The sequence below is a fragment of the Paenibacillus sp. SAFN-054 genome, from assembly GCF_051966755.1.
Lineage (GTDB): Bacteria > Bacillota > Bacilli > Paenibacillales > Paenibacillaceae > Paenibacillus_AQ.
This window is the reverse complement of sequence record NZ_JBQCKS010000011.1, coordinates 39495-63283: the sequence shown is the minus strand read 5'-3', so window position 1 is coordinate 63283 and position 23789 is coordinate 39495. Positions and strand designations below refer to the sequence as shown.

Genomic DNA, 23789 nt, shown 5'->3' with positions numbered 1-23789 from the left:
CGAACACGACCGTTAAGCCCTCCAGCGCCGATGGTACTTGGACCGAAGGGTCCTGGGAGAGTAGGACGCCGCCAAGCGAAGAACCACTATTGATGAATAATCGATGGTGGTTTTTTTGTTTTTTGAATGACACATGGGCTCTGTTTATCATATGTAAGAAGGGAATTACACGGCTAGTGCAGGGGTAGTGCTATGCAATTTTAGGGGAATGGGATTTGATTGAGAGAATATTTTAAGGTAGAGAATATATAATCAATAAACTAATGTAACATTTTTGTTACCGACGAACCAAAAGTTGTAAGTATAATATGAGTGTACATGTCAGGAGGTGCTTTCAGGATTTGATGATCTTAGAAGAAGGAGGACATACATGCGCAGAAAATCATGGCTGCATGCTCTTCTTTTGATTGGCATCGTTGTTATGCTGTTATCAGGCTGTGGAAAGTCTGAACCTTCTTGGAACGATTTCGAAGGTGCCGCCAATGAGAAAACTTTTCCGGTACCCAAAGAAGCAAATCGAACAGACCGTAATGCAGGAAACACCAAAATAGATTATGTCCGTTATTCGATGAATGGCCTTAAAGAAAAGGAAAGTATCCCTGATGCCTATCTGCAGAAGATCAAAGAATGGGGATGGCGAGAAAATACGGATGAGGCGGAGGATGCTTCAAGAGTTTTTGAGAAGCAGAACCGAATCGTTCATTTAACAGTTCATGATAACTATTTTACGGTCACTGTTTTAGCGAAAGGGAAGGCCACCGTTAAAAGTACGGATTCCTCGAAACCTTAAAGACCCGCATCTTTGGATGCAGGTCTTTTTCTAATTCCTTTTTTAATTATTGCTGGTAGTAGCTGATATCCTGGTTATTGAATTTGATCATGCCGTCTTGGCGGACACCGGTTAGCCGTGCGTACGCATAAAAGCGGGGGAGCAGCAGCCACAGATGCCAGAAGAGCAGAGACACCACGAAGGAAAGCGGTGACATAAAAATAAAGATGAGAAAGAGCGCAAGGCCGATGGCCGTAATATAGGTATAAACTTTGCGGAACAAGCGGAAACTGATATGCTGATCTGTTATGTATCCAATCCAGGGGAGCTGCATGGAAAATTTCCAACGCTTATGGTACGAAGAACCGGAAAGAAGCAGCACTGAACGCGAAATGACATAATGTATCCACAATACCAGAGGTGAGGCCAAAGCGAAATAGAACAGGCTGGTCCAGGATATGAGAAGCATTTCCGCTATGATTGCGATATAGGGAAGAAAGAGGTAGCAGCGGACCAAAAGGCGCGTAACCGGGATTTTTTTGATTAATTTATAATGATAAAAGGTAGCGTTAATATTATTCTCCTCAGCCATAGATAAATAGCTTTCCTCCCTTGCCGTCTTTACTTCATATATCGGTTTTTGGCCGGTATTTATTTAAGTTTTCGGTACAAACACGCGTAAAGTCGCAGTTGAATATGAATGATGTAGGCCAAAGGGGATATGAAACAACTATGAAAAGGTTTAAAATAATAGAAAATGAGCCATACTTCATAGTAATCAAAGAAACAAGGTGGGATGGTTGATGGAAGATCATACCGAACACGTCTGTATTATTTGCGGGCATGCGAAAGAAGAGGGGATAACGATTATATCCCAGTTTATTTGCGAAGACTGTGAAAGCGAAATGGTGCACACCGATGCCAATGACGCGAAATATCATTATTTTATTCATCAAATGAGACAAATCAGCATGCAGACGCATGTGTAGCAGGAACATCCGAACAGAACCGATGATAATGATATATGCTCCGCATATTGGCGGATAAGGGGGAGAGCCTTGCAGGCTGCTGCCCCTTTTTTATGAAGCGGGAAGGCGCCTGCATAGCCTGGTGGTTCAATATACGATAAAATAGGGTAGAGATTGAAACCGGAAGGAATCAGAAAGTATATGAAGCGTGTGAACCTGCGAAAAGAACAGGCGCCTTTATATGAGGCTCTCTATGAATATAAAAATAGCGGACAAGTCTCCTTCCATGTGCCAGGTCATAAGAAAGGAAAGGCTTACGCTGCCTATGGCGGAGCAGGCTTCTTAGATGAGGTGATGGGGGCGGATGTGACGGAGATTTCCGGGACCGATGACCTTCATCACCCGGAAGGGGTCATTCGCGATGCACAGCAATTGGCTGCGGATTGTTTTGGCGCGGAGGAAAGCTTCTTTCTCGTTGGAGGCAGTACATCAGGGAATCTTGCCATGATTCTGACGGTATGTGCCCAACCGGGAGACTTGCTTCTCGTTCAGAGAAATGTCCATAAATCCGTTCTGAACGGACTGATGCTGGCTGGAGCAAGTGCTGTGTTTCTCCAGCCGCAAATGGATGCGGGCAGCGGTCTTATGACGGCGCCCGCGGCAGAGACGTTGGCTGCGGCCCTGGCTGCGTATCCGGATGCCAAGGGGGTCTTGGTCACCATGCCGAACTATTATGGCATGGGCAATGATTTGGCGCCGCTCGCGGAGGCTTGTCACCGGCATGATGTGCCGCTGATGGTCGACGAGGCGCACGGCGCCCATTACGGGCAGCATCCACAGCTGCCGCGAAGTGCAGTGGCCAGCGGCGCGGACGTCGTCGTCCAGTCGACGCACAAGATGCTGGCCGCCCTCACCATGGGAGCCATGCTGCATGTGCAGGGTCCGCGCGTAGATCGCGGACTGCTCCGCCAGCGGCTCGCCATGGTGCAGAGCTCGAGCCCATCGTACCCCGTGATGGGCTCGCTGGACCTGGCGCGGCGCCTCCTGCACGTGCAGGGCGCCGATCTCTTCACGGCGGGGCTTGCCGCCGTGGAAGGGCTGAAGCGCGGCTTGGCGGAGCTGCCGCGCTTTGGGCTGCTGCAGCCGCAGGCGCGGCAGCAGGGGGCGGCCGCCGGTTATGATGCGGCGGCCTATACCGCTCAGGACCCGTTCAAGGTGGTCATATATGACCGAACGGGGGTCCTGAGCGGCTACGAGCTGCAGCGCCGGCTGGAAGCGCGCGGCTGCGTGCCCGAGATGAGCGATGACCGGTACGTGGTCCTGCTCTACAGCTTGGGGTCGACGGAGGAGGACACCCGTCACCTTTTGGATGCCCTTACGCATATATCTGTAGAGAAGGCGGATGCCCAACAGCTCACGGTTCAGCCCCGTGACGCATTCACCGCCCCTGGTCTTTCCTCCGCGAACAGCGATAAGGGGAAGGAAGCTTCTGTCGAATTTTCCACGTGGAACAATTCATTTTCAGAGCCGGTGCCGTTTACGCTGAGACCGATCCATTCGGATGAGGTCGAGGCCATACCGTTGTCTATAAGTGCAGGACGAACGGCTGCAGAGATGATTATCCCCTATCCGCCAGGTATTCCTCTTCTGTATCCGGGAGAGGGAATTACGGAGACGGCAGCCATCAGGCTGCAGGGGCTCGCTCACGCAGGCGCAAAGTGCCAGGGAGCGCAGGACCCGAGGCTCGGCACCATACTCGTATACAAGAAGAATAGCAGAAAGCAGGGAAATGAATAATGATTAAAGGCCAGGGTATATTCGTAACGCTTGAGGGAGGGGATGGTTCAGGCAAAACGACGGTGATCGCCAAAGTGAAGGAATATCTGGAGAGCCGCTCGATTCCCCATATCATGACGCGTGAACCGGGTGGCATCGAAATTGCCGAGAAAATTCGCGAAATTATTCTGAATCCTAGCCATACGGCTATGGACTCGCGGACGGAGGCTTTGCTGTATGCCGCTTCCAGAAGCCAGCATTTGGCCGAAAAAGTAGAGCCGGCGCTGGCGGAAGGCAAGCTGGTATTATGCGACCGTTTTGTTGACAGCAGCCTGGTCTACCAGGGTTACGCCCGCGGAATAGGCATGGATGAGGTATGGAGCATAAACGAGTTTGCCATTCATGACAGGATGCCGCAGCTGACCTTTTATCTGGATATCAAGCCGGAAGTGGGATTAGCACGGATTGCAGCGAGCCATGAGCGTGAAGTGAACCGACTTGACCTTGAAGGGCTGCCTTTCCATCACAAAGTAAGGGAAGGTTATCTCAAGCTTGCCGAGCGTTTCGCGGATCGAATCGTGGTGATTGATGCCTCTCAAACGGTGGAGAATGTCGAGCGGGATATCATTCGAAGCTTGGAAGAGCGCATTTTAAAGGATTTTTGATGATCTATGTCAAATAAGTAATATAGGTTTTGCCAAATAGCGGCAGGCTTTAAATCAAAGAGGAGGGAATGCAGGATGAAACTGATCGTTGCGATTGTACAGGATAAAGACAGCAACCGTTTATCGGGAGGACTTGTAAAGGCGAATTTTCGGGCAACCAAGCTGGCAAGTACCGGCGGGTTTCTTCGGGCGGGCAACACCACATTTATGATCGGGGTGGATGATAGTCAGGTCGAGGCTGTGATGAACGTCATCCGCAGCAGTTGTAAGGTCAGAGAGCAGCTTGTCACTCCGGTGACGCCAATGAGCGGTACGACAGATTCTTATTTGCCTCTTCCCGTGGAAGTACAGGTGGGCGGAGCAACGGTATTCGTGCTTCCGGTAGAACGATTTGAACATTTCTAAATCTTGAGGATCGTATATACGAATCTTTGAAGACGAACATATATCTATTTTGAATGCTGATAGGGACCTACTTGGGATTGGATTGAAAATACGTTTGGTAAGCGTGAAAAGGCAGGAGATTATAGTGAAGATCAACCCGGGGTTTAGACCCATTAAGAGCGAGCTTCCGGTAACGGACGGTTCAGCAAAGCCGGTTCAGCAAAAGTCGTTCATGGACGTGATGCAGCAGCAGACGGCAAATGCCTCGCAGGAGGAGCTTGGGCGACGGTTCAAGGAAATCCAGATGCAGGGGGACCGGTTGGCCAGAGCGATGACCATTCGGGAATTAAAAGCATACCGCATGCTTGTGAAGCGTTTCTTGGAGGATACGGTAAGACGCGGCGTTACGATGAAGGAAGCACGTGGATGGGACCGACGCGGGCGGGGGAAACGCTATAAACTGCTTGATGAAATCGACTCGGCACTGCTTGGCATGGCCGATGAACTGCTTGATACTGAACAGGGCAAGATCGAGTTGCTGCAGCGAATCGGTGAAATTCGCGGAATGCTGATTAACCTTACATTTTGAAGAAATAGGAATGAACATTCATAGCAACTCATGATACACTAGGATATATAACGAACCAAAAGAATATAGTCTTCTTAAGATAAAGGAAGAGAGGCATTATGTCTTTTCAAGATATTATGGGGCAGGATGCGGCAAAGCAGATGCTCCAAAGCGCGCTTCGCAGCGATTCCGTCAGCCATGCTTACATTTTCAGCGGACCCGCCGGATGCGGGCAGATGAAGACGGCCATGACGTTTGCGCAGGCGTTGTTCTGTACGGAGCGCCAGGATGATGCCTGTGGACAATGCCTGGAATGCCGTAAGGTTGCGCACGGCAACCATTCCGATCTTCATCTTCTTGCACCGGACGGATCTTCCATTAAAATAGACCAGATCCGCGAATTGCAGCGGGTCTTTTCCTATCGTTCGGAGTCTAAAAATCCGAAGGTATATATCATCGACCATGCGGACACCATGACCGTACAAGCTGCAAACAGCCTGCTTAAATTTCTGGAAGAGCCTCCCGTTCCAGCGGTGGCCATACTCCTCACGGAGAATGGACAGGCCCTTTTGCCGACCATACAATCCAGGGCACAGATGATTCCCTTCTTCCCGCTCAAGCCGGCGCTTATGCTGCAGCAGCTGGTCGATGAGGGCTTTCCTCCGGTGCTTGCCCGCTGTGCGGTTCAGCTATCCTCAGGTTTGGATGGATGCCGGGAATTACTTGCGCAGAATTGGTTTGCAGAAATTAGAAACGTAATGTTACAATTAGGGAAGGAATCGCTGGGACGAGGCAGCTCCGCTCTGGTGACCGCAGGGCAGAAGGTGTTTAAGTCCGGTCTTTCCGATCATCTGGATTACCTGTTAAGCTTGTTTCATTTGTGGTTCAAAGATATGCTTCACGTCCAATACGGAAGGCACGAAAGTATCGTTTTTATAGATCAGTTGGAGTTCTTATCCACACATGCTTCATCCCGCAGCACGGCACAATGGGTCTCCTATATGGATTTGGCCGCAGAGTGCAGGAAGAAATTGCGCTACAATGTGAACGGCCAACTTTGTCTTGAACAATTTTTGATCGGTTTGGAAGGATAGCTTCAAGGCCAGCCATTTTTCTCTGGCATACAAGGGGGTTAGTTTTTGTACAGTGTAGTGGGTGTCCGTTTTAAAAAGGCGGGCAAAATTTATTACTTCGACCCGCTCGATTTCCCGATTGAGAAGGATAACAGCGTTATCGTCGAAACGGCGCGCGGTATCGAATACGGTAAAGTTGTCGTTGGAAAAAAAGAGGTGCAGGAAGCTGATGTGGTGCTGCCTTTGAAAAAGGTCATCCGCATAGCCGGCGACTCTGACGCACGTGTTGTGGAAGAGAACAAGCAGGCTGCAAAGGATGCTTTTACCACCTGTTTAAATAAAATCCGTGACCATGGTCTCAAAATGAAGCTCGTGGACGTGGAATTTACGTTTGACCGTAACAAGATCATTTTCTACTTTACGGCTGAAGGAAGAGTGGATTTCCGGGAGCTTGTCAAAGATCTGGCCGGTATTTTCCGGACACGGATCGAGCTCAGACAAATCGGGGTTCGGGACGAAGCGAAGATGTTGGGCGGAATTGGCCCATGCGGTCGCATCCTTTGCTGCTCGTCGTGGCTCGGCGATTTTGAACCGGTATCGATCAAGATGGCCAAGGATCAAAGCTTGTCGCTCAATCCGACCAAAATATCCGGATTATGCGGAAGACTCATGTGCTGCCTGAAGTTTGAGCATGATAATTATGAAAGTGTGAAGGAAGAACTGCCATCGGTAGGCAAAATCGTCATCACGTCCTTGGGCGAAGGCAAAGTCGTCGGAATTAATGCCGACACACGTTCTGTCCATGTCCAGCTGTTTGAAGTCGGCAAGGTCAAGGAACTGCAAATGGATGACGTTGTCATTAAGTAGACCATAGGGTTACTTTCGAGGTGGAAACTTGGAAAAGAAAAGTATTTTTGCACACATTCAAGAAATGGAAACACAAATGGGACAGATCCACAGTGATCTGGGTGAAATGAAGCTGATCATGAAGGAATTGTTGGAGGAGAATCATCGTCTGACATTAGAAAATGAACACCTCCGCAAAATCTTGAAGGAAGCTCTGCCAGCGGAAGAAGGGATTCCTTTGCCCACTCCGCCTCATGTTTCGATGAAACCTGAGCACCCGAATGACGTGGTAGGTGAAGGCTATGACAACTTGGCAAGACTCTATCATGAGGGCTTTCACATTTGCAACGTCTATTATGGACATTTGCGCACGGAAGGCGATTGCCTTTTCTGCCTGTCTTTTTTGAATAAATGAGGCCGTAGGAGCGACTCCTACGGTTTTTTTTAAAGGATTCAGAGTGAGACCATCCTGATATCGTAAGAGAACAAGAAAACATCTTAGTTCGGTCTGTCTCCTTTAAAGCATATCGATAAACGTTTTCTGAAGAATTTATCGAGGTCTGTTGTTTGCATGACATGGGCGGCAGGCCTTTTTATACGGGTTGTGGGGTTTCCTCAAGCGTATTTGGATAAGCGTCACAGCGAATGCTCCACTTTGTGGGGTTATTTTACATTGATTACTGGTGAAAACTAGATTATACGGATAAAGGATAAGATAAACGATGAACATGGACAACGGACTTTTGGAGCCTTCGGAACGACTGGATGATCTGCTGACTCATCAATTGCGCATTATCCAGAGCGACGAGGTATTCAGCTTCTCAATGGATGCCGTTCTGTTGGCGCGGTTTGCGGGCGTGCCACCGAGAGGAAAGGTGCTCGATCTATGCACAGGCAATGGCGTGATTCCGCTACTGCTGACGACCCGTACCAAGGCGCAGATTGAAGCCATTGAAATACAACCAAGGCTTGCGGGAATGGCAAGACGAAGTGTGGCACTAAACGGACTGGAGGATCGGATTATGATCCGGGAGGGGGACTTGCGCGAGCTCCATCAAGAAACGGGACATGGAACGTATGATGCAATTACGGTGAACCCGCCCTACATGCCGCTGAATGGCAGCGATATCAAGCTTAATCCGCATCAGGCGATCGCCCGCCACGAAGTCAGCTGTACGCTGGAAGAGGTCATTCAGGCTTGTTTTCGATTAGTTAAGCCCGGCGGTAAGGTGAGCATGGTACATAAACCGCAGCGTATGGCCGACATTATGGCACTGATGCGTCAGTATCGGCTGGAGCCCAAGCGTGTGCGTTTTGTCCATCCGCGTGCGCATTTGGAGGCGAACATGGTGCTCATCGAAGCCATGAGGGACGGCAAGCCCGAGGTGCGCCTGCTTCCCCCGCTGATCGTTTATGATGACCACAATCAATATTGTCCGGAGATCATGGATATTTACTACGGTTCCAAAGAGGGAGAAGTATGACATTAACTCGTCAAAGCAGTTTTCAAGAGTCATCAAACCACGGCATGGGATCACTCTATCTTGTCGGTACGCCGATCGGAAATCTCGAGGATATGACGTTCCGCGCCATTCGGACTTTAAAAGAGTGTGATATTATAGCAGCGGAGGATACACGTCAGACCCGGAAGCTGCTGACGCATTTCGAGATTAGTCCGCAGATGCTGTTCAGTTACCACGAACATAATAAGGCAGCCAGCGGCCCCGAACTGATACGGTATATAATAGAAGGAAAAAATTTGGCACTGGTCAGCGATGCCGGTCTGCCGGCGATTTCCGATCCCGGGGCGGACCTGGTTAAATTGGCGGTGGAACAGGGCATCAGCGTGGTTCCGATTCCTGGGGCGAACGCCGCGTTATCATCCTTGATCGCATCAGGTCTGCCGACAGAGCGTTTCACCTTTATTGGCTTTCTTCCCCGGGAACGTAAAGAGATTGAAGCCGTTCTGCAGTCTTGTCGCGCTTCCCAGGGAACGCTGTTGTTTTATGAATCTCCACACCGGGTAATCAAAACCCTGAATGTCCTGCTGCAAGTGTACGGAAATCGGCAGGTGGCACTGGCCAGGGAACTGACGAAGCGTTATGAAGAATTTGTACGCGGCAGCATTGAGCAATGCTTAGAGTATCTTCAGGAGCATCCGCCACTTGGCGAATACTGCATCGTCGTGCAGGGGACAAGCGTAGAAGAGGAGCAGGAGCAGCTGGCGGCGTGGTGGCAGAGCATGACCCTCGAGGAGCATGTCGCTCATTACGAGGCGGAAGGGCATCCACGTAAAGAGGCGATGAAAAAGACGGCCGGGGACCGCGGAGTTTCGAAGCGGGACGTTTATAACGCATTGATATGACGGTCAAGTTAATCATTGAAAGTAAAAAGGGGAAGAATATCGCTCATCCGCGGGGGATTACCGCATCAACGCACCCCCTTTGATGTGAGCGGACGAAAAAACGGCAAAAAAATGTCTCCCAAGGCCGGGTTCATAGCCTAGGAGACACCAAGGAGATATGAAAAAGGTTAGAATTAACAAATAGAATAATACTATTATATACTATAAAACTTAATTTGTCACAGGTGTTGGGATTTCTGAGATACATTCGTGGCAAACAATTTTACCTTTAAAGTAAGTCACGTTCTCAGCGTTTCCACAGAAGATGCAGGCTGGCTCGTATTTCTTGAGCATGATGCGCTCTCCGTCTACGTAAATTTCCAATGCGTCTTTTTCCCCGATGCCCAATGTGCGGCGCAATTCAATTGGAATAACGACCCGGCCCAGTTCATCTACTTTTCTTACAATACCAGTTGATTTCATCATAACTGATCATTGCTCCTCTCGCCATAGTTTAAAAGTGTCATAATTCGACAACGTTCTCTCTTTTATGATATTAATAATACCAACGATTCCCAAAACAGTCAACCTGGAAATTTGTCACCAAAATCAGTACAGATCGCGTAGTTGCTGGGAAATCACTCATATCAGGATTCTTTTCCCATTATATAACGTTGGTAGGATAATGTCGATTTGGAAATCGCTTTTTCTACCTATATCGACATTGTTCGACAAACATTGTCGAAAAAAATTCAAAATTATTTTAATTTTTAGAGAATGAGTAGAGAGGAGCAGCAAATCATGCATACCCTGAATGAAGAAAAGGTTTTTAAGGATCCGGTACATAATTATATTCATGTGCAGCACTCCACCATTTGGCGACTCATCAATACGACGGAATTTCAACGGCTGCGCCGAATCCGGCAGCTGGGTACTTCCTACTTGACCTTTCACGGGGCAGAGCACAGCCGGTTCTCCCATTCCCTTGGCGTATACGAGATTACCCGCCGCATTATTTCGCAGTTCGAACGGAGCGGCTATACGGATTGGCCGAACGGCGAGAGACTGCTCGCATTATGTGCGGCTTTGCTGCATGATTTGGGGCATGGCCCCTTTTCCCATTCTATAGAAGAAGCATTTCATATGGACCATGAGGATTGGACCCGCCGGATTATTCTGGGGGATACCGAAGTGAATGCAATTCTGACCGAGGTGGCAGCGGATTTTCCAGCTAAAGTCGCATCGGTGATTGCCAAGGACTATGCCAACCCCATCGTCGTGAATCTGGTATCCAGCCCGCTTGATGCGGACCGGATGGACTATTTGCTTCGGGATGCTTATTACACGGGCGTCAACTATGGAACGATCGACATCGACCGGATTCTCCGGATGCTCCGTCCTTATCAAGGCAGAGTTGTGGTGAAAGAATCGGGGATGCATGCGGTGGAAGACTACCTGATGTCCAGATATCAAATGTACTGGCAGGTGTACTTCCATCCCGTAACCCGCAGCTCGGAAATTATATTGCGGCAAATTTTCCGGCGGGCCAAGGAGCTGTACAAGGAAGGATATGCTTTCGGCTTTATGGTGGAGCCGCTGCCGGGACTTTTTGAGGACAGGCTCTCCGTGCAGGACTACCTCAAGCTGGATGAGGCGCTGATTCAAACCGCATTTTTGCAGTGGACCAGTGAAAAGGATGAAGTGCTAAGTGAATTATGCTGCCGATTTATGCATCGGAGGTTGTATAAATATGTAGAGGTTGAATCGGTAGACCTAGAAATGATCGATGAGATCCGCAGGGAATTTAAGCGGGTAGGACTCCATCCGGAATATGACCTGGAGATTGATTTTCCCACCGATCTTCCGTACGATGTATTTCGTCCCGGCGACGAGGCCAGCCAGAAACAGATCCTGCTCCTCGATCGCGAGGAACGACTGCGGGAAATTTCGGAGGTGTCGGATATTGTCCGCTCGATCAGCGGCATCCACCGCGGCAAATATCACTTATATTACCCGGGCTCCAAAGTGAGGGGCGTTATTTCCTTACTACCCGACTCCATATCCCATATTTTCAAACGATAACGACAAATAACTGCGAAACCAAGCATTGGCTTCACGACAGGAAGGGAGATTTACACATGAATCTATTCGACACACATACCCATCTCGACGCGCCGCAGTTCGACGAGGACCGCGAGGAGACGATACAGCGGGCGCTGGATGCCGGCGTCAGCCGGATGATTAACGTGGGCTTTAACCGGGAGACGATACCCTCCACGATGAAGCTTGCCGAGACGTATGATTTTATTTATGCTGCCGTCGGGTGGCATCCGCAGGACGCGATTACGATGCAGGATGGCGATCTGGAGTGGATTGCATCCTTATGCAGTCACGAGAAGGTCGTTGCCATTGGCGAGATCGGTCTCGATTATTACTGGGATACGTCACCGAAGGAGGTCCAGCATCACGTTCTTCGTCAGCAAATCGGACTTGCCCGGGAACTGAACATGCCGATCGTAATTCATAATCGGGATGCACATGAGGATATCGTCAAAATTTTGCGAGAAGAGAAGGCGAGCGAGGTCGGCGGGGTCATGCACTCCTATTCCGGCAGCTGGGAAACCGCAAAACTATGCCTCCATATGGGCTTTCACCTTTCCTTCGGAGGGCCGATTACGTTCAAAAATGCAAGACAGCCAAAAGAGGTGCTCGCACAGGTGCCGATGGACCGGTTATTGATCGAAACGGACTCCCCTTACCTCACTCCGCACCCCTTCCGGGGGAAGCGAAATGAGTCTGCTAACGTGAGGTTGGTCGCCGAGGCGGCAGCCCAAATTAAGGGGCTGGAAGTGGAAGAAATTGCAAAAATAACGTATGCGAACGCGCTGGAACGATTTGGTATTGTGTGAAAACGTGAGAAAAACAACTGAAAAAACGAGCATGAACGATGGATTAAAGAATTTTAACCAATAAATCGAAGAATATTACATTTTTTTAACCATATATTCAAATAAACGTGGTTGATTACCGCTTTACAACATGCATCGAAACAGGATATTATCTTGTCAGTAAGCTTGAGCTGCTGTTAAAGGTTTCCTTTCCGGCAGTTTCTGTGAACCAGTCTCGCTGAGTCTTTCGTACTTCGAAGGAACGGGGGAACCGATACATAGAGTGTCTGGCGTTTTCGCAAGCCGTTATGTATTTGATTTCTTTTCAGGGTCTCTGGGGTGAATTCTGGCATCGTCCGCCATGAGCGGGCTGGTGAAGATAGGGCGTTCTCTTTCGTCCGAACCCGACAGCTAACCCCGTAGGCGCAAATAAGAGAGGTATTCGTGCATATCCTTTTCGGTCGTTCCGACATCTGAGAAGCCACGAAAGAGTCCTCAACAGCTCTTTACCAGGCTTTTTTTGTTTTGAATAAAGAAAAGGGGGTCGTCATACTGTTGTATAACAGGAGGTGACAAAATCATGAAAAAAAGACGGGTTCATGGTGCAAGAGCGCATGATCCTTGTGTGTTCTTGTAAAAAATTGAGTATAGCCCGCGTCAAAGTCATTCATGCATAACTCTAAAATGGCGAGGCTATGAAGGAGGATCGAGAAAGTGGGATTTTTCCAACCAGAAGAGACCCATGATTCCAAAATCTCCAGCATGTCTTACGCATTGCGATGGAAGCATGAGAATTTGCGCCACATCTCTACTGCAGCTATCGTTTCAATCGCGGTTACCATCATGATTCTGCTGCTCGTCAACACACAATCGCGCAAGCAGGTATATCTGGTGGTAGACGGTCAGGTCAAATCGATACAGACCCATAAATCATTGTTAACAGAAATGCTGGAGGAGCAGTCTATCAGTCTTAGACCGGAAGATCAGATTTCCATGCCGCTGAGCGGTTCGCTTCAGGATGGGGATAAAGTGGTCATCGATCGTGCGGTTTCTGTTTCACTGACAGCTGATGGAGCAACAAAGCATTGGAATACAACGGGGAATACCGTCAGCGACGTCCTGAAGGAAATGGGCGTATCGCTGAAAGAAAGCGATAAAGTAACGCCGGCTCTGACCGAGACGGTATCGGGTCAAACCCATATTAAAGTGGTGCGCATCAACAAGCAGGTCGTGGACCGTCACGAAAGTCTGCCGTTCCGCGTCATCAAAACCGCCGATCCCAGCTTGACCGCAGGCGAGGTCAGGATCGTTCAGAAGGGCACGCCGGGTGTCATGGTGCAGCACATCGAGAAGGTGTACCATGATGGTAAAATGGTTTCGATGCGCATGGTAGGCAAAGAAGTACAGGCGAAAACGCTGGATAAAGTCATTGCTGTCGGCACCAAAAAGAAGCCGGTCGAAGTCAAGGCCGCCGTCCAAACGGCTTCCGTGAAATCGGCCAAGAAGGTTCAAACCAAGAAGGCCGTCACCAGCAATAACCGGGTAAGCAAAGCCGGCGTTGATTTCTCATACAAAAAAATGATTCATGTCTCCATGACGGCCTATTCCTCAGGCGAGCCGGGCATCGGCACCCGTACTGCTACAGGAACGCGCGTCACTGAGGGCCGCACCATTGCCGTCGATCCAAGCGTGATTCCGCTCGGCTGGTGGGTGTACATCGAAGGCATAGGCTTCCGCCGTGCAGAAGATACGGGCGGAGCCATCAAGGGCAATAAGATCGACATCTATTACGACTCCGTGAAGCGCGCCAACACCTTTGGCCGCAAGTCCGGTCTCAAGGTATATGTCATCGGTCCGGTCAAGCCGGAGCTGAATTAATTTGGTTTTACTTTGCCATTCTAATGTTATAGTATTATGATCATGAAAATGTCATGCTAAAGAAGAGGAGCATTCCTCTTCTTTTTGTTGTTTGGATGTCCGAAAAACGCTTGGCAAACGGACGGATGAGCTTTTGGGAAAGGAAGATTCAGGTCATGATAAAAGAAGTGATCGTTGTGGAGGGCCGAGACGACACCGTGGCCATTAAGCGGGCGGTCGAGGCTGATACGATCGAAACCGGGGGTTCGGCCATCAACAGCCGGATCCTGCAGCGGATCGCGCTGGCGCAGGAGCGCCGGGGCGTCATCGTGCTGACGGACCCCGACCATGCGGGCGAGCGGATCCGCAAAATCATAGCGAACAAGGTACCGGGATGCAAGCATGCCTTCATCCCTGAAGAGGATGCAACACGCAAAGGCGATATCGGCGTGGAGAACGCCTCGCCGGAGGCTATCCAAAAGGCGCTGTCCCGCGTGCACACGTCTTATGAAGGCGCAGAGAGCCAAATCGATATGGAGGACCTGATGGCCGCCGGTCTGCTGGTGCATCCCGACGCGGCCCACAGACGCATGACGATGGGGAACCTCCTTGGCATCGGATACTGCAACGGCAAGCAGTTTTACAAGCGTCTTGCCGTTTTTCAGATTACGCGGGAGGAATTTGCGGAGGCGCTGGCCCGATTGGAACAGGAAGGGGACAAATAAACCATGAACAAAGATGATATCGCCACACCGAGGCGAACGAAGGAAATTATTCAGCGCCACGGTTTTTCATTCAAGAAGAGCCTGGGGCAGAACTTTCTGATCGACCAAAACATTCTAAATAACATTGTTGAGGCCGCCGGCCTGGATTCGACTAAAGGGGCGCTTGAGATTGGCCCGGGCATCGGTGCTTTGACCGAAAAGCTGGCCCAGCAGGCCGCCACCGTGACGGCAGTAGAGATTGACCAAAGGCTCGTCCCGATCCTTCAGGAAGTACTGGAGGAGTATCCGCATGTTCGCATCCATCATGGAGATGTTCTCAAGACGGATCTTGCGGCTCTCTTTCAGAAGGATTTTGCCGACGTTTCCAAGGTTAGCGTCGTAGCTAATCTGCCCTACTACGTGACGACGCCGATCCTGATGAAGCTGCTGGAAGAGAAGCTTCCGCTTGAGAATATCGTGGTCATGATCCAGAAAGAGGTCGCGGAGCGCATGGCCGCCTCTCCGGGAACGAAGGACTACGGCAGCCTCAGCATCGCCGTGCAGTACTACAGTGTTCCGGAATTGGTCTGCATCGTGCCCAAAACTGTATTCATTCCGCAGCCGAACGTGGAATCGGCGGTAATCCGGTTGACGGTGCGCGAGCAGCCGCCAGTGGATGTCGATGACGAGAGTTTCTTCTTCGAGGTCGTACAAGCCTCCTTCGCGCAGCGTCGCAAAACGATCGCAAACAACCTGAAATCGCGCTTTTTCTCCAAGGAGGGCAGGGAGCGCCTCGAGAGTCTGCTTGCCGAGGCGGGCATTGAGCCTTCTAGACGCGGAGAAACCCTCAGCCTGCAGGAGTTTGCGACGCTCAGCAACGTACTCCTGAGAGCGGGGATCGGACAGTAGAAGGATGCGATTCTCCAGTCGAGGTGTAATCCTGTAACCAGCATCGCAGCTTATTTTGCCAAAAGTGATGAACCAATAGGGGGATTTGCCCATACCATGGGGTAGGGGTGATGTTGTGATGAATGTAGGAGACCTGGTCGTCCGCAAATCATATGGCGGTGATATCGCTTTTCGTGTGGAGGATATGCGGAGCAATCTGGCTGTAATCAAGGGGACCGAGTTTCGGCTGCTGGCTGATTCGCCCCTGGATGACCTTGTGCGGGTGCCATACGCGCCGCTGAACGAAAGGTCCCAGAAGGCCAATATTAAGGCAAACGAGTCATTAAGCAGGCTGAAGCGTCATCGTGAGGAACAGACACAGCGCAACCAGGTGAATCTCAGCGGGAATTGGCCCATGGTGGAGCAGCCGGCTTATTTTGAGGTTCCGGGTAAGGTGCTCCATCTCGATGGAGATTTAAATTACTTAAAGAAAAGCCTCAGCCTGTATCAGCAGCTTCGGGTGCCTGCAGAAGGCCATTACGTGAGCGAGTCAGGCATGGCGGATGCCCTGTATCGCCTGCTGCCGCGGGTACGGCCGGATATTGTGGTCATCACCGGTCATGACGGCGTGCTGAAGCAGCGGCCCAATAATGATCTATACAGCTTGAACAGCTATAAAAACTCACAAAATTTCGTGTCGGCTATTCAGGTTGCAAGGCAGTATGAACGGCACTACGACACCCTGACCGTCGTCGCGGGTGCCTGCCAGTCGCATTTTGAGGCGCTGCTGCAAGCGGGAGCGAATTTCGCCAGCTCGCCGGGGCGCATCCTCATCCATGCGCTGGATCCGGTCTATGTCGCTGCCAAGGCTTCCTTTACCTCGGTAAAGGATACCATCGACATGACGGATGTGCTCCATAATACGATCAGCGGCACTCAAGGCGTCGGTGGGATCGAGACCCGCGGAAGCTACCGTATCGGATTGCCGCGCCTGAATGACCTCTCGCAGCTGAAGGTTACGCCTTCGGTCATGTAATCATCGTTTTGTAAACCTTAATCATGCTTTATGGATTAAGGTTTTTTGTCGTTTACGGCGTGTATGCGGAAAGATTACAAAAATCCGCAAAAAAATCCGTTGACAACTCATTTTTGTTGCTGATATAATTAAAATTTTATTTGACAAAAACCACTAACCGAGTTATAATGGACAAGGAAAGAGGTGGTCGTCGACAATGGCTAAAAATGCGCTGTTGGAAATCAAACGCAATCTCGAAGCCCATGTGGGTCAAAAAATATCGCTTCGGGCAAATGGTGGTCGCCGAAAGACCATCGAACGAACTGGTGTCTTGGAAGAAACGTACCCATCTGTTTTTATCGTAAAGCTGGACCAAGAACAGCAAACCTTTAAACGTGTTTCATACAGCTATGCAGATATTCTGACGGAATCCGTGGAGGTCACGATTTGCGACGATAACACAGACACCCGGATTGAGTTGGAAAAAGCGTAACTTTATCATTCGAAGCAGCCCTCCTTCGCGGAAGGCTGTTTTTTGTTGGCAGAGGCTTTCTCGAATGAGGTTCATTTTCTTGAGTCATAATACATAAAGCATGGCCTTTGTTGATTGCAATGGCAGCATGCGGATCGTTTTGCAGACAAGTACAATGCAAGAGCGCTGAATCATTCTTTCAAAGCTTCATCATGATAAGGAGGACTTCTAATGAGCCGCAGACGTCGCAGTGTCATGTCGGAAGAGCTGAAGAACGAGCTTGCCAAGGATCTGGGCTTTTACGAGACCGTACAGCAGGAAGGCTGGGGCGGAATCAAGGCCAAGGATGCGGGTAATATGGTGAAGCGTGCGATCCAGCTTGCCGAAGAGGCAGCCGCGCGCAAGTCGTAAACGAATACCGGAATTGCGGCGGAGACCTCCCATGCTTTCATGGGGATCTCCGTTTTTCATAACTAAATTCAGGTTCGAAATGACTTGCATGTTCCAGTTTGATATAATGATTTGAAGCTGATAAGAGGGAAACTTGAGGGTGGGTGAACGCCTTGAAAATTTACGAAAAAGCGCCGGCCAAAATTAATTTGATGCTGGACGTATTACATAAACGGCCCGACGGGTTTCACGAGGTCGAAATGGTCATGACCATGGTGGACCTGGCGGATCGATTGGAAATGTCTGAACTGCCGCGCGACACCATTATTATTACGAGCCAGGCGGGGTATATTCCGCTTGATGAGAAGAATCTGGCCTTCCAGGCCGCAAGATTGATTAAAGACCGCTATGATGTCAAAAGCGGCGTGCACATCCATTTGGATAAAAAGATACCGGTAGCCGCCGGGCTGGCCGGAGGAAGCAGCGATGCAGCCGCGGCGCTGCGCGGATTAAACCGGCTTTGGAATTTGAACATACCGGCAGCGGAGCTGCAGGAGCTTGGCGCCGAACTCGGTTCAGATGTTCCGTTCTGCGTAACGGGGGGAACCGCTCTAGCGACGGGGCGGGGCGAGAAGCTGACGCATGTCAGCAATCCGCTTCAGTGCTGGGTTATTTTGGCCAAGCCGCCGATCAATGTATCCACTGCCGAGGTATACGGCAAGTTCAGAGCGGCAGAGGTGAAGCGGCATCCATCCGCGAGCGGAATGATCCAGGCGATTGAAGCGGGCGACTTTGGAGCCGTGTGCGCGGGTCTTGGCAATGTGCTGGAGGATGTGACGCTCAGGCTTCATCCGCAGGTAGGGCAGCTGAAGGAAGCCATGCTGAAGCTTGGCGCCGACGGGGCACTCATGTCGGGCAGCGGGCCAACCGTATTCGGTCTGGTGTATAAGGAATCAAAGGTCGCACGGATCTATAACGGTCTCAGGGGCTTTTGCAAAGAAGTGTATGCGGTGCGCCTGTTGACCTAATACATCCTTCGATTGTACAAATACGTACAAAAATGCTATATTTATACTATAATATTCGGATTTTACACATAGATAGGGATTGAATTGGAAAATGTCTTGGAACGTATCGCTGAATTTCGATTTCAAGGCTGGAATTTAATGAATAATGCGATAGCGAGGAGTCTTTCGTGAAAAAATTAAAGCGAAGCGCGCGTCTGGTTGAGATGACCCAGTATCTGCTGTCCAGACCCCATACATTAATCCCGCTTACCACGTTCGCAGACCGGTACGGGGCGGCCAAGTCCTCCATTAGCGAGGATCTGGTCATTATCAAGGAAGTGTTCGAGGACGAGGGCATCGGAGAACTGCTGACGCTGGCCGGAGCCGCAGGGGGAGTCAAATTCACCCCCAAAATTCCGAAAGAACAGGCTCTGATTTTCGCCGAGGAGCTGTGCAGCCAGCTGCAGCAGAAGGACCGGATTCTCCCGGGAGGATACCTGTACATGTCCGATCTGCTCGGCCAGCCGTCTCTTATGAACGAAGCGGGCAAAATTTTTGCCACCGCCTTTGCCGATCAGGACATCGATGTGGTCATGACGGTGGAAACGAAAGGCATTCCGCTGGCGTATGCGACCGGAGCCCAGCTGAACCTGCCGGTAGTGCTGGTGCGGCGCGATCATCAGGTGACGGAAGGATCCGCGGTAAGCATCAACTACGTATCCGGGTCTCATAAGAGCATCCATACGATGTCGCTGTCCCGGCGGGCACTGAAGGAAAAGTCCAAAGTACTGATCGTGGACGACTTCATGAAGGCGGGGGGAACGATTCAGGGTATGGTCGACCTGTTGGCCGAATTTGATGCCGAAGTCGCAGGCGTAGGCGTTTTGGTCGAGTCCGGATCCGTGGAATCGGAGGAGCGTCTCTTGCATGATTACGTTTCGCTCGCCATTTTAACGGGAGTCGATTCCAAATCCAAGGAGATTGACGTCAGTCCCGGCAACTATTTTAACAAATGATAAGGGTTGATAAAGACTGCAGAATTTGTCGATTAAAATCTTTTATCGGCGAATAGTTCCGAAGTCTGTCGACATTATCAATCTGATAAAAAAATTCCTGAATTTAGGACATTTTGTTAGCCCAAAAAAGAGGATTTCGCTTTGCTGTGTGGAATTATACTACCCAAGTCTCTGATGGAAAAAGGTGGTGAACACACATGCAAATTACGGATGTCAGACTCCGCCGAGTCAACTCTGAGGGGAGAATGAAAGCAATCGCATCCATTACCATTGATAACGAATTTGTGGTTCATGATATTCGGGTCATCGATGGCAACAATGGAATGTTCGTTGCTATGCCGAGCAAGCGCACTCCTGATGGAGAATTCCGCGACATCGCCCATCCGATCTCTTCCGGTACTCGGGAGAAGATCCAAACGGCTGTTCTGGCGGAATATGAACGCGCTGCCAACGAAGAAGAAGTGATTGAGGAAGGCGCTTAAGCTTTACAATTGGGGTTCAAGGAAAAGAGAGCCAGGACTATGGCTCTCTTTTCTTTTTGCGTAGAATACGATATATTCAGTAGTGAGTTCAAGAGTAGGAGGTCAAGACCCTTGAAAAGAATGGCGATTGTTCTTGCCGCAGGGCAGGGTAAACGAATGAAATCGAAACTGTACAAAGTGCTGCACCCCGTCTGTGGAAAGCCTATGGTAGGGCATGTGCTGGATACGGTGAAACAAGTCAACTGTGAGCGCAGCATTGTTATCGTAGGACATGGTGCGGAGGCTGTCCAATCTTATCTGGGTGAGACCGCTGAATATGTACTGCAGGAGCAGCAGCTCGGAACAGGTCATGCCGTGAAGATGGCTAAGGATCTGCTCGGATCTGAACAAGGCTCCACCATTGTCATTTGCGGAGATACACCGCTCGTGACCCCAGAAACGCTCGAGGCTCTGACCGAGCTTCATGAGAGCAACCACGCGGCAGCAACAGTGCTGACAGCGTACACGGAGAATCCTAAGGGCTACGGACGCGTGATCCGCAGCGAGGACGGCAGCGTCCTGCGTATCGTGGAGCAGAAGGACTGCTCACCGGAAGAGGATGCGGTTCGTGAATTTAATACAGGCACATACTGTTTTGATAATGCGAAGCTGTTCGCAGCACTCGATAAGGTTACCAACGAGAACGTACAGCAGGAGTATTACTTGACCGATGTCATCGGTATTCTGGTCAGCCAAGGAGAAACCGTTCTTGGTCATATGACGGAAGACTACGCGGAATCGATCGGCGTGAACGACCGGTTGGCTCTCTCAGAGGCGGAAGGCCTGATGCGTGAGCGCATTAACAAGCGCCACATGCTGAATGGCGTGACGATTATCGATCCGGCCTCCACCTATATCGGCGCTGATGTAACCATTGGCTCGGACACCGTTCTATATCCGGGCACCGTGCTTAAAGGCAGCACCGCAATCGGAGAGGATTGCCATATCGGCCCGCAAAGCGACATTTCGGATTCCATGATTGGCGATGGCGCTGCCATCAAACATTCCGTGCTCGATCAGGCCGAAGTCGGTAGCCGTACCACTGTCGGTCCTTTTGCATATCTGCGCCCGAAAGCAAAGCTTGGTGCAGACGTGAAAATTGGTGACTTTGTGGAAATTAAAAACGCCAAGATCGATGATGGTTCCAAAGTATCGCATCTCAGCTATATCGGTGATGCGAACGTAGGGAAGAACGTCAATGTCGGCTGCGGTGCGATAACAGTCAACTACGATGGGTATAATAAGTTTATAACCGATATCGAAGACGATGCGTTTATCGGCAGCAACGTCAATTTGGTTGCCCCTGTGAAGGTTGGAAAAGGTGCTTACGTGGTCGCTGGTTCGACCATTACGCATTCCGTGCCTGAGAATGATCTGGCTATCGCCAGACAGCGCCAGGAGAACAAGCCGGGCTACGCTGAGAAAATCCGCGCCCGCGCAAAGGCAAAAAAAGACAAGAAGTAGCTTTAACGTCCAAAGGATGATTAAATAGTAATAGGAAATGAACATTGTTCAAACGGCAATGGAGACAGGCATGAATTTCAATGAACCAGCACGGAGGGTTTTTATTCTATGACTTATTGTGATTCGAAATTAAAGATTTTTACTTGTAACTCCAATCCGAAGCTCGCGCAGCAAATTGCCGATTACATCGGAATTCCTATGGGCGATTCCCACACGACCAGCTTCAGCGACGGCGAGATTCAGGTGAAACTGAACGAGAGCGTTCGCGGCTGTCACGTCTACGTGGTGCAGTCGACCTGCGGACCGGTCAACGACAATTTGATGGAGCTGCTCATCATGGTCGATGCCCTGAAGCGCGCTTCAGCGAAAAGCATTAACGTAGTTATTCCTTACTACGGTTATGCGCGTCAGGATCGTAAGGCCCGCTCCCGTGATCCTATTACGGCTAAGCTGGTGGCGAACCTGATTGAAAAAGCCGGTGCGCATCGCGTCATTACGATGGATCTGCATGCGATGCAGATTCAGGGATTCTTCGATATTCCGGTAGACCATTTGCTCGGCGTACCGATTCTGGCGCAATATTTCCGTTCCAAGCAGATTGAGAATCCGGTCGTCGTATCTCCTGACCATGGCGGCGTGGTACGTGCCAGAAAGCTGGCAGACTTCCTGAATGCGCCGCTGGCGATTATCGACAAGCGCCGTCCGGAGCCGAACGTGAGCGAAGTCATGAATATCATCGGTAACATCGAAGGCAAAACCGCGATTCTTATCGACGATATCATCGATACGGCCGGAACGATTGTCCTTGGCGCCAATGCACTGATGGAAGGCGGCGTGAAGGAAGTATACGCCTGCTGTACGCATCCGGTATTCTCCGGCCCTGCGATGGAGCGTCTCGAAAATTCTCCGCTGAGTGAAGTGATTGTGACGGACACGATTCCAATCATGCATCCAGACCCTAGCAACAAAATCAAAGTGCTTTCGGTAGCTCCGCTTATGGGCGAAGCGATTATCCGGGTTCATGAAGAACTGTCGATCAGCAAGCTGTTTGAAATCGAATAGATATATCGCATGAACGAGTCATACTGCTGGTTCATTCGATATAGGAGAGCGCAGAAAGGGTTATGTTTCCCGCCCGGGGAAATATAACCCTTCTCGCCATATCATGGTGCCTGGAGGAATAGAATCAACATGAAATGGATTGTCGGACTCGGGAACCCCGGTTCAAATTATGAAAAAACGCGTCATAACGTTGGTTTTATGATGCTGGATGCCTTGGCCAAGCGCCATGGAATCACCTTTGGTCCCAGCAAGTGCAAAGCGCTGATTGGTGAGGGGTTTATCGGAACGGATAAGGTGGTACTCATCAAACCGATGACCTATATGAATTTGTCAGGCGAAGCCGTGCGCGCGTATATGGATTATTACAAGGTAAAACTGGAAGATATGATTGTCGTCTATGACGACCTGGATACGGAAATCGGGAAAATCCGGCTGCGGTATCAGGGAAGTGCAGGCGGCCATAATGGTATCAAATCGATTATCCAGCATACCGGAACGCAGGTCTTCGACCGCATCCGTATGGGCATCTCCCGTCCGGAGCCGGGTTTTGCGGTAGTCGATTATGTACTGTCCGCTTTCCCCAAAAAGGAGAAGGAGCTGCTGGAGGATATGATTGAGCATGCATGCGATGCCGCAGAATTCAGTCTTAACCATACCTATGAGCAGACCATGGCGAAGTTTAACGGATAGATAGGGTCTGCTGCTTCGGAAAACAGGGCTAAATCAAGTGAATAGCGGGCATAATGAGGGTATAAATCACCTTCAGGAGGCATATAGATGGCTATAAATTATATCTGCCGGCACTGCCGCACGCCGCTAGGAAGCATTGATTCCGCCCAGGTGACCGATATGCAGCTGGGGCTCCATTCCTTGACCCCTGCGGAACGTAGAGATATAATAGCGTATGATTTAAGCGGGGACATGACTGTTAAAGTGATCTGCGATTACTGCAGAGAGGCGCTGGAGCAGAATCCGGAGCTAAGCTTGATCACAAGTCCGCTGCAATGAACATGATGCGATTGGGATACCCTTCTTTGGGGGCCTTGGCAGTTTGCTGAGGCTTCTTTTCGGTATTCCCTGACGGGGCCTAGGATGCGGCAACCGGAAAGCAT

28 protein-coding genes, 1 rRNA gene and 1 riboswitch are annotated in these 23789 nt (G+C 50.2%); of the genes, 27 read left to right on the top strand and 2 right to left on the bottom strand.

The features are described 5' to 3' along the window. Positions 1-77 (top strand): 5S ribosomal RNA (rrf, locus tag ACTHPM_RS27040); the annotation flags it as partial. A 293-nt stretch (positions 78-370) separates the two neighbouring features. Next, entirely contained in the window at positions 371-790 is a 420-nt protein-coding gene (locus tag ACTHPM_RS27035) for a hypothetical protein (RefSeq protein ID WP_440398365.1), read from the top strand. Positions 791-836: 46 nt separating this feature from the next. Here ACTHPM_RS27035 and ACTHPM_RS27030 read toward each other — a convergent pair whose 3' ends face one another. Continuing rightward, positions 837-1361: a hypothetical protein gene (locus ACTHPM_RS27030; RefSeq protein WP_440398364.1), complete on the bottom strand. Its 525-nt coding sequence runs from the start codon at positions 1359-1361 to the stop codon at positions 837-839. A 211-nt stretch (positions 1362-1572) separates the two neighbouring features. Between ACTHPM_RS27030 and ACTHPM_RS27025 the strand changes: the two genes are divergently transcribed. The 10 genes from ACTHPM_RS27025 (at position 1573) to rsmI (ending at position 9414) form a co-directional block, all read left to right on the top strand. After that, on the top strand, positions 1573-1758 hold the full coding sequence (locus tag ACTHPM_RS27025; RefSeq protein ID WP_440398363.1) for a sigma factor G inhibitor Gin: 186 nt from the start codon (positions 1573-1575) through the stop codon (positions 1756-1758). A gap of 180 nt (positions 1759-1938) precedes the next feature. Continuing rightward, the gene (locus ACTHPM_RS27020; protein ID WP_440398362.1) at positions 1939-3534 is read left to right on the top strand and encodes an aminotransferase class I/II-fold pyridoxal phosphate-dependent enzyme; all 1596 of its coding nucleotides are present in this window, start codon (positions 1939-1941) and stop codon (positions 3532-3534) included. Further along, positions 3534-4178 carry a dTMP kinase gene (tmk, locus tag ACTHPM_RS27015; protein ID WP_440398361.1) on the top strand — a complete coding sequence of 215 codons (645 nt, stop codon included), beginning with the start codon at positions 3534-3536 and terminating at the stop codon, positions 4176-4178. Before ACTHPM_RS27020 ends, tmk begins: the two co-directional genes overlap by 1 nt. 75 nt (positions 4179-4253) lie before the next feature. Then, the gene (locus tag ACTHPM_RS27010; protein ID WP_440398360.1) at positions 4254-4583 is read left to right on the top strand and encodes a cyclic-di-AMP receptor; all 330 of its coding nucleotides are present in this window, start codon (positions 4254-4256) and stop codon (positions 4581-4583) included. 124 nt (positions 4584-4707) lie between these two features. Further along, a complete protein-coding gene (locus ACTHPM_RS27005) occupies positions 4708-5151 on the top strand; it encodes a YaaR family protein (protein ID WP_440398371.1) in 444 nt (147 codons plus the stop codon). A 98-nt stretch (positions 5152-5249) separates the two neighbouring features. Then, on the top strand, positions 5250-6224 hold the full coding sequence (holB, locus tag ACTHPM_RS27000) for a DNA polymerase III subunit delta' (protein WP_440398359.1): 975 nt from the start codon (positions 5250-5252) through the stop codon (positions 6222-6224). A gap of 45 nt (positions 6225-6269) precedes the next feature. Next, on the top strand, positions 6270-7070 hold the full coding sequence (locus ACTHPM_RS26995) for a PSP1 domain-containing protein (protein WP_160501163.1): 801 nt from the start codon (positions 6270-6272) through the stop codon (positions 7068-7070). A 28-nt stretch (positions 7071-7098) separates the two neighbouring features. Beyond that, on the top strand, positions 7099-7464 hold the full coding sequence (gene yabA / locus ACTHPM_RS26990; protein ID WP_440398358.1) for a DNA replication initiation control protein YabA: 366 nt from the start codon (positions 7099-7101) through the stop codon (positions 7462-7464). 307 nt (positions 7465-7771) lie between these two features. Continuing rightward, positions 7772-8533 (top strand): tRNA1(Val) (adenine(37)-N6)-methyltransferase, encoded by a 762-nt coding sequence (locus ACTHPM_RS26985; protein ID WP_440398357.1) that lies wholly within the window; start codon positions 7772-7774, stop codon positions 8531-8533. After that, positions 8530-9414: a 16S rRNA (cytidine(1402)-2'-O)-methyltransferase gene (rsmI, locus tag ACTHPM_RS26980; protein WP_440398356.1), complete on the top strand. Its 885-nt coding sequence runs from the start codon at positions 8530-8532 to the stop codon at positions 9412-9414. The genes ACTHPM_RS26985 and rsmI overlap by 4 nt, the downstream gene beginning before the upstream one ends. A gap of 210 nt (positions 9415-9624) precedes the next feature. On the opposite strand, the gene ACTHPM_RS26975 is transcribed toward rsmI, so the two are convergent. Then, a complete protein-coding gene (locus tag ACTHPM_RS26975; protein WP_006207408.1) occupies positions 9625-9879 on the bottom strand; it encodes an AbrB/MazE/SpoVT family DNA-binding domain-containing protein in 255 nt (84 codons plus the stop codon). 315 nt (positions 9880-10194) lie between these two features. On the opposite strand from ACTHPM_RS26975, the gene ACTHPM_RS26970 reads away from it, so the two are divergent. The 15 genes from ACTHPM_RS26970 (at position 10195) to ACTHPM_RS26900 (ending at position 23685) form a co-directional block, all read left to right on the top strand. Beyond that, positions 10195-11475, top strand: a complete 1281-nt coding sequence (locus ACTHPM_RS26970) for an HD domain-containing protein (RefSeq protein ID WP_440398370.1) — start codon at positions 10195-10197, stop codon at positions 11473-11475. A 56-nt stretch (positions 11476-11531) separates the two neighbouring features. Then, entirely contained in the window at positions 11532-12302 is a 771-nt protein-coding gene (locus tag ACTHPM_RS26965) for a TatD family hydrolase (protein ID WP_440398355.1), read from the top strand. A 205-nt stretch (positions 12303-12507) separates the two neighbouring features. Further along, a riboswitch (cyclic di-AMP (ydaO/yuaA leader) is annotated at positions 12508-12722 on the top strand. 273 nt (positions 12723-12995) lie between these two features. Then, positions 12996-14159, top strand: coding sequence for a ubiquitin-like domain-containing protein (locus ACTHPM_RS26960; protein ID WP_440398354.1), 1164 nt, complete (start codon positions 12996-12998; stop codon positions 14157-14159). Positions 14160-14314: 155 nt separating this feature from the next. Next, positions 14315-14863 (top strand): ribonuclease M5, encoded by a 549-nt coding sequence (rnmV, locus tag ACTHPM_RS26955; protein ID WP_440398369.1) that lies wholly within the window; start codon positions 14315-14317, stop codon positions 14861-14863. A gap of 3 nt (positions 14864-14866) precedes the next feature. Then, complete coding sequence (gene rsmA / locus ACTHPM_RS26950) at positions 14867-15751, top strand: 16S rRNA (adenine(1518)-N(6)/adenine(1519)-N(6))-dimethyltransferase RsmA (RefSeq protein ID WP_440398353.1); 885 nt, start codon at positions 14867-14869, stop codon at positions 15749-15751. Between the two features lie 118 nt (positions 15752-15869). Beyond that, entirely contained in the window at positions 15870-16766 is an 897-nt protein-coding gene (yabG, locus tag ACTHPM_RS26945) for a sporulation peptidase YabG (RefSeq protein ID WP_440398352.1), read from the top strand. Between the two features lie 196 nt (positions 16767-16962). Further along, the gene (gene veg, locus ACTHPM_RS26940; protein WP_440398351.1) at positions 16963-17238 is read left to right on the top strand and encodes a biofilm formation stimulator Veg; all 276 of its coding nucleotides are present in this window, start codon (positions 16963-16965) and stop codon (positions 17236-17238) included. A 210-nt stretch (positions 17239-17448) separates the two neighbouring features. Then, positions 17449-17628: a small, acid-soluble spore protein, alpha/beta type gene (locus ACTHPM_RS26935; protein ID WP_127606677.1), complete on the top strand. Its 180-nt coding sequence runs from the start codon at positions 17449-17451 to the stop codon at positions 17626-17628. 152 nt (positions 17629-17780) lie between these two features. Then, a complete protein-coding gene (gene ispE / locus ACTHPM_RS26930) occupies positions 17781-18635 on the top strand; it encodes a 4-(cytidine 5'-diphospho)-2-C-methyl-D-erythritol kinase (protein ID WP_440398350.1) in 855 nt (284 codons plus the stop codon). A 167-nt stretch (positions 18636-18802) separates the two neighbouring features. After that, entirely contained in the window at positions 18803-19630 is an 828-nt protein-coding gene (purR, locus tag ACTHPM_RS26925) for a pur operon repressor (RefSeq protein ID WP_440398349.1), read from the top strand. A 197-nt stretch (positions 19631-19827) separates the two neighbouring features. Further along, positions 19828-20112: a septation regulator SpoVG gene (spoVG, locus tag ACTHPM_RS26920; RefSeq protein ID WP_036712730.1), complete on the top strand. Its 285-nt coding sequence runs from the start codon at positions 19828-19830 to the stop codon at positions 20110-20112. Between the two features lie 120 nt (positions 20113-20232). Next, a complete protein-coding gene (gene glmU / locus ACTHPM_RS26915) occupies positions 20233-21615 on the top strand; it encodes a bifunctional UDP-N-acetylglucosamine diphosphorylase/glucosamine-1-phosphate N-acetyltransferase GlmU (protein WP_440398368.1) in 1383 nt (460 codons plus the stop codon). 108 nt (positions 21616-21723) lie between these two features. Further along, positions 21724-22677 (top strand): ribose-phosphate diphosphokinase, encoded by a 954-nt coding sequence (locus tag ACTHPM_RS26910; RefSeq protein ID WP_127606669.1) that lies wholly within the window; start codon positions 21724-21726, stop codon positions 22675-22677. A gap of 129 nt (positions 22678-22806) precedes the next feature. After that, on the top strand, positions 22807-23367 hold the full coding sequence (pth, locus tag ACTHPM_RS26905) for an aminoacyl-tRNA hydrolase (protein WP_440398348.1): 561 nt from the start codon (positions 22807-22809) through the stop codon (positions 23365-23367). Between the two features lie 87 nt (positions 23368-23454). After that, on the top strand, positions 23455-23685 hold the full coding sequence (locus ACTHPM_RS26900) for an anti-sigma-F factor Fin (RefSeq protein ID WP_440398347.1): 231 nt from the start codon (positions 23455-23457) through the stop codon (positions 23683-23685). Positions 23686-23789: the final 104 nt, after the last annotated feature.

Bases quoted from the DNA above. Each gene is read 5' to 3' on its own strand.
- ACTHPM_RS27035 (WP_440398365.1), top strand. From the start codon at position 371: ATGCGCAGAAAATCATGGCTGCATGCTCTTCTTTTGATTGGCATCGTT.
- ACTHPM_RS27030 (WP_440398364.1), bottom strand. From the start codon at position 1,361: ATGGCTGAGGAGAATAATATTAACGCTACCTTTTATCATTATAAATTA.
- ACTHPM_RS27025 (WP_440398363.1), top strand. From the start codon at position 1,573: ATGGAAGATCATACCGAACACGTCTGTATTATTTGCGGGCATGCGAAA.
- ACTHPM_RS27020 (WP_440398362.1), top strand. From the start codon at position 1,939: ATGAAGCGTGTGAACCTGCGAAAAGAACAGGCGCCTTTATATGAGGCT.
- tmk (WP_440398361.1), top strand. From the start codon at position 3,534: ATGATTAAAGGCCAGGGTATATTCGTAACGCTTGAGGGAGGGGATGGT.
- ACTHPM_RS27010 (WP_440398360.1), top strand. From the start codon at position 4,254: ATGAAACTGATCGTTGCGATTGTACAGGATAAAGACAGCAACCGTTTA.
- holB (WP_440398359.1), top strand. From the start codon at position 5,250: ATGTCTTTTCAAGATATTATGGGGCAGGATGCGGCAAAGCAGATGCTC.
- ACTHPM_RS26985 (WP_440398357.1), top strand. From the start codon at position 7,772: ATGAACATGGACAACGGACTTTTGGAGCCTTCGGAACGACTGGATGAT.
- rsmI (WP_440398356.1), top strand. From the start codon at position 8,530: ATGACATTAACTCGTCAAAGCAGTTTTCAAGAGTCATCAAACCACGGC.
- ACTHPM_RS26975 (WP_006207408.1), bottom strand. From the start codon at position 9,879: ATGATGAAATCAACTGGTATTGTAAGAAAAGTAGATGAACTGGGCCGG.
- ACTHPM_RS26970 (WP_440398370.1), top strand. From the start codon at position 10,195: ATGCATACCCTGAATGAAGAAAAGGTTTTTAAGGATCCGGTACATAAT.
- ACTHPM_RS26965 (WP_440398355.1), top strand. From the start codon at position 11,532: ATGAATCTATTCGACACACATACCCATCTCGACGCGCCGCAGTTCGAC.
- rnmV (WP_440398369.1), top strand. From the start codon at position 14,315: ATGATAAAAGAAGTGATCGTTGTGGAGGGCCGAGACGACACCGTGGCC.
- rsmA (WP_440398353.1), top strand. From the start codon at position 14,867: ATGAACAAAGATGATATCGCCACACCGAGGCGAACGAAGGAAATTATT.
- yabG (WP_440398352.1), top strand. From the start codon at position 15,870: ATGAATGTAGGAGACCTGGTCGTCCGCAAATCATATGGCGGTGATATC.
- veg (WP_440398351.1), top strand. From the start codon at position 16,963: ATGGCTAAAAATGCGCTGTTGGAAATCAAACGCAATCTCGAAGCCCAT.
- ACTHPM_RS26935 (WP_127606677.1), top strand. From the start codon at position 17,449: ATGAGCCGCAGACGTCGCAGTGTCATGTCGGAAGAGCTGAAGAACGAG.
- spoVG (WP_036712730.1), top strand. From the start codon at position 19,828: ATGCAAATTACGGATGTCAGACTCCGCCGAGTCAACTCTGAGGGGAGA.
- glmU (WP_440398368.1), top strand. From the start codon at position 20,233: ATGGCGATTGTTCTTGCCGCAGGGCAGGGTAAACGAATGAAATCGAAA.
- ACTHPM_RS26910 (WP_127606669.1), top strand. From the start codon at position 21,724: ATGACTTATTGTGATTCGAAATTAAAGATTTTTACTTGTAACTCCAAT.
- pth (WP_440398348.1), top strand. From the start codon at position 22,807: ATGAAATGGATTGTCGGACTCGGGAACCCCGGTTCAAATTATGAAAAA.
- ACTHPM_RS26900 (WP_440398347.1), top strand. From the start codon at position 23,455: ATGGCTATAAATTATATCTGCCGGCACTGCCGCACGCCGCTAGGAAGC.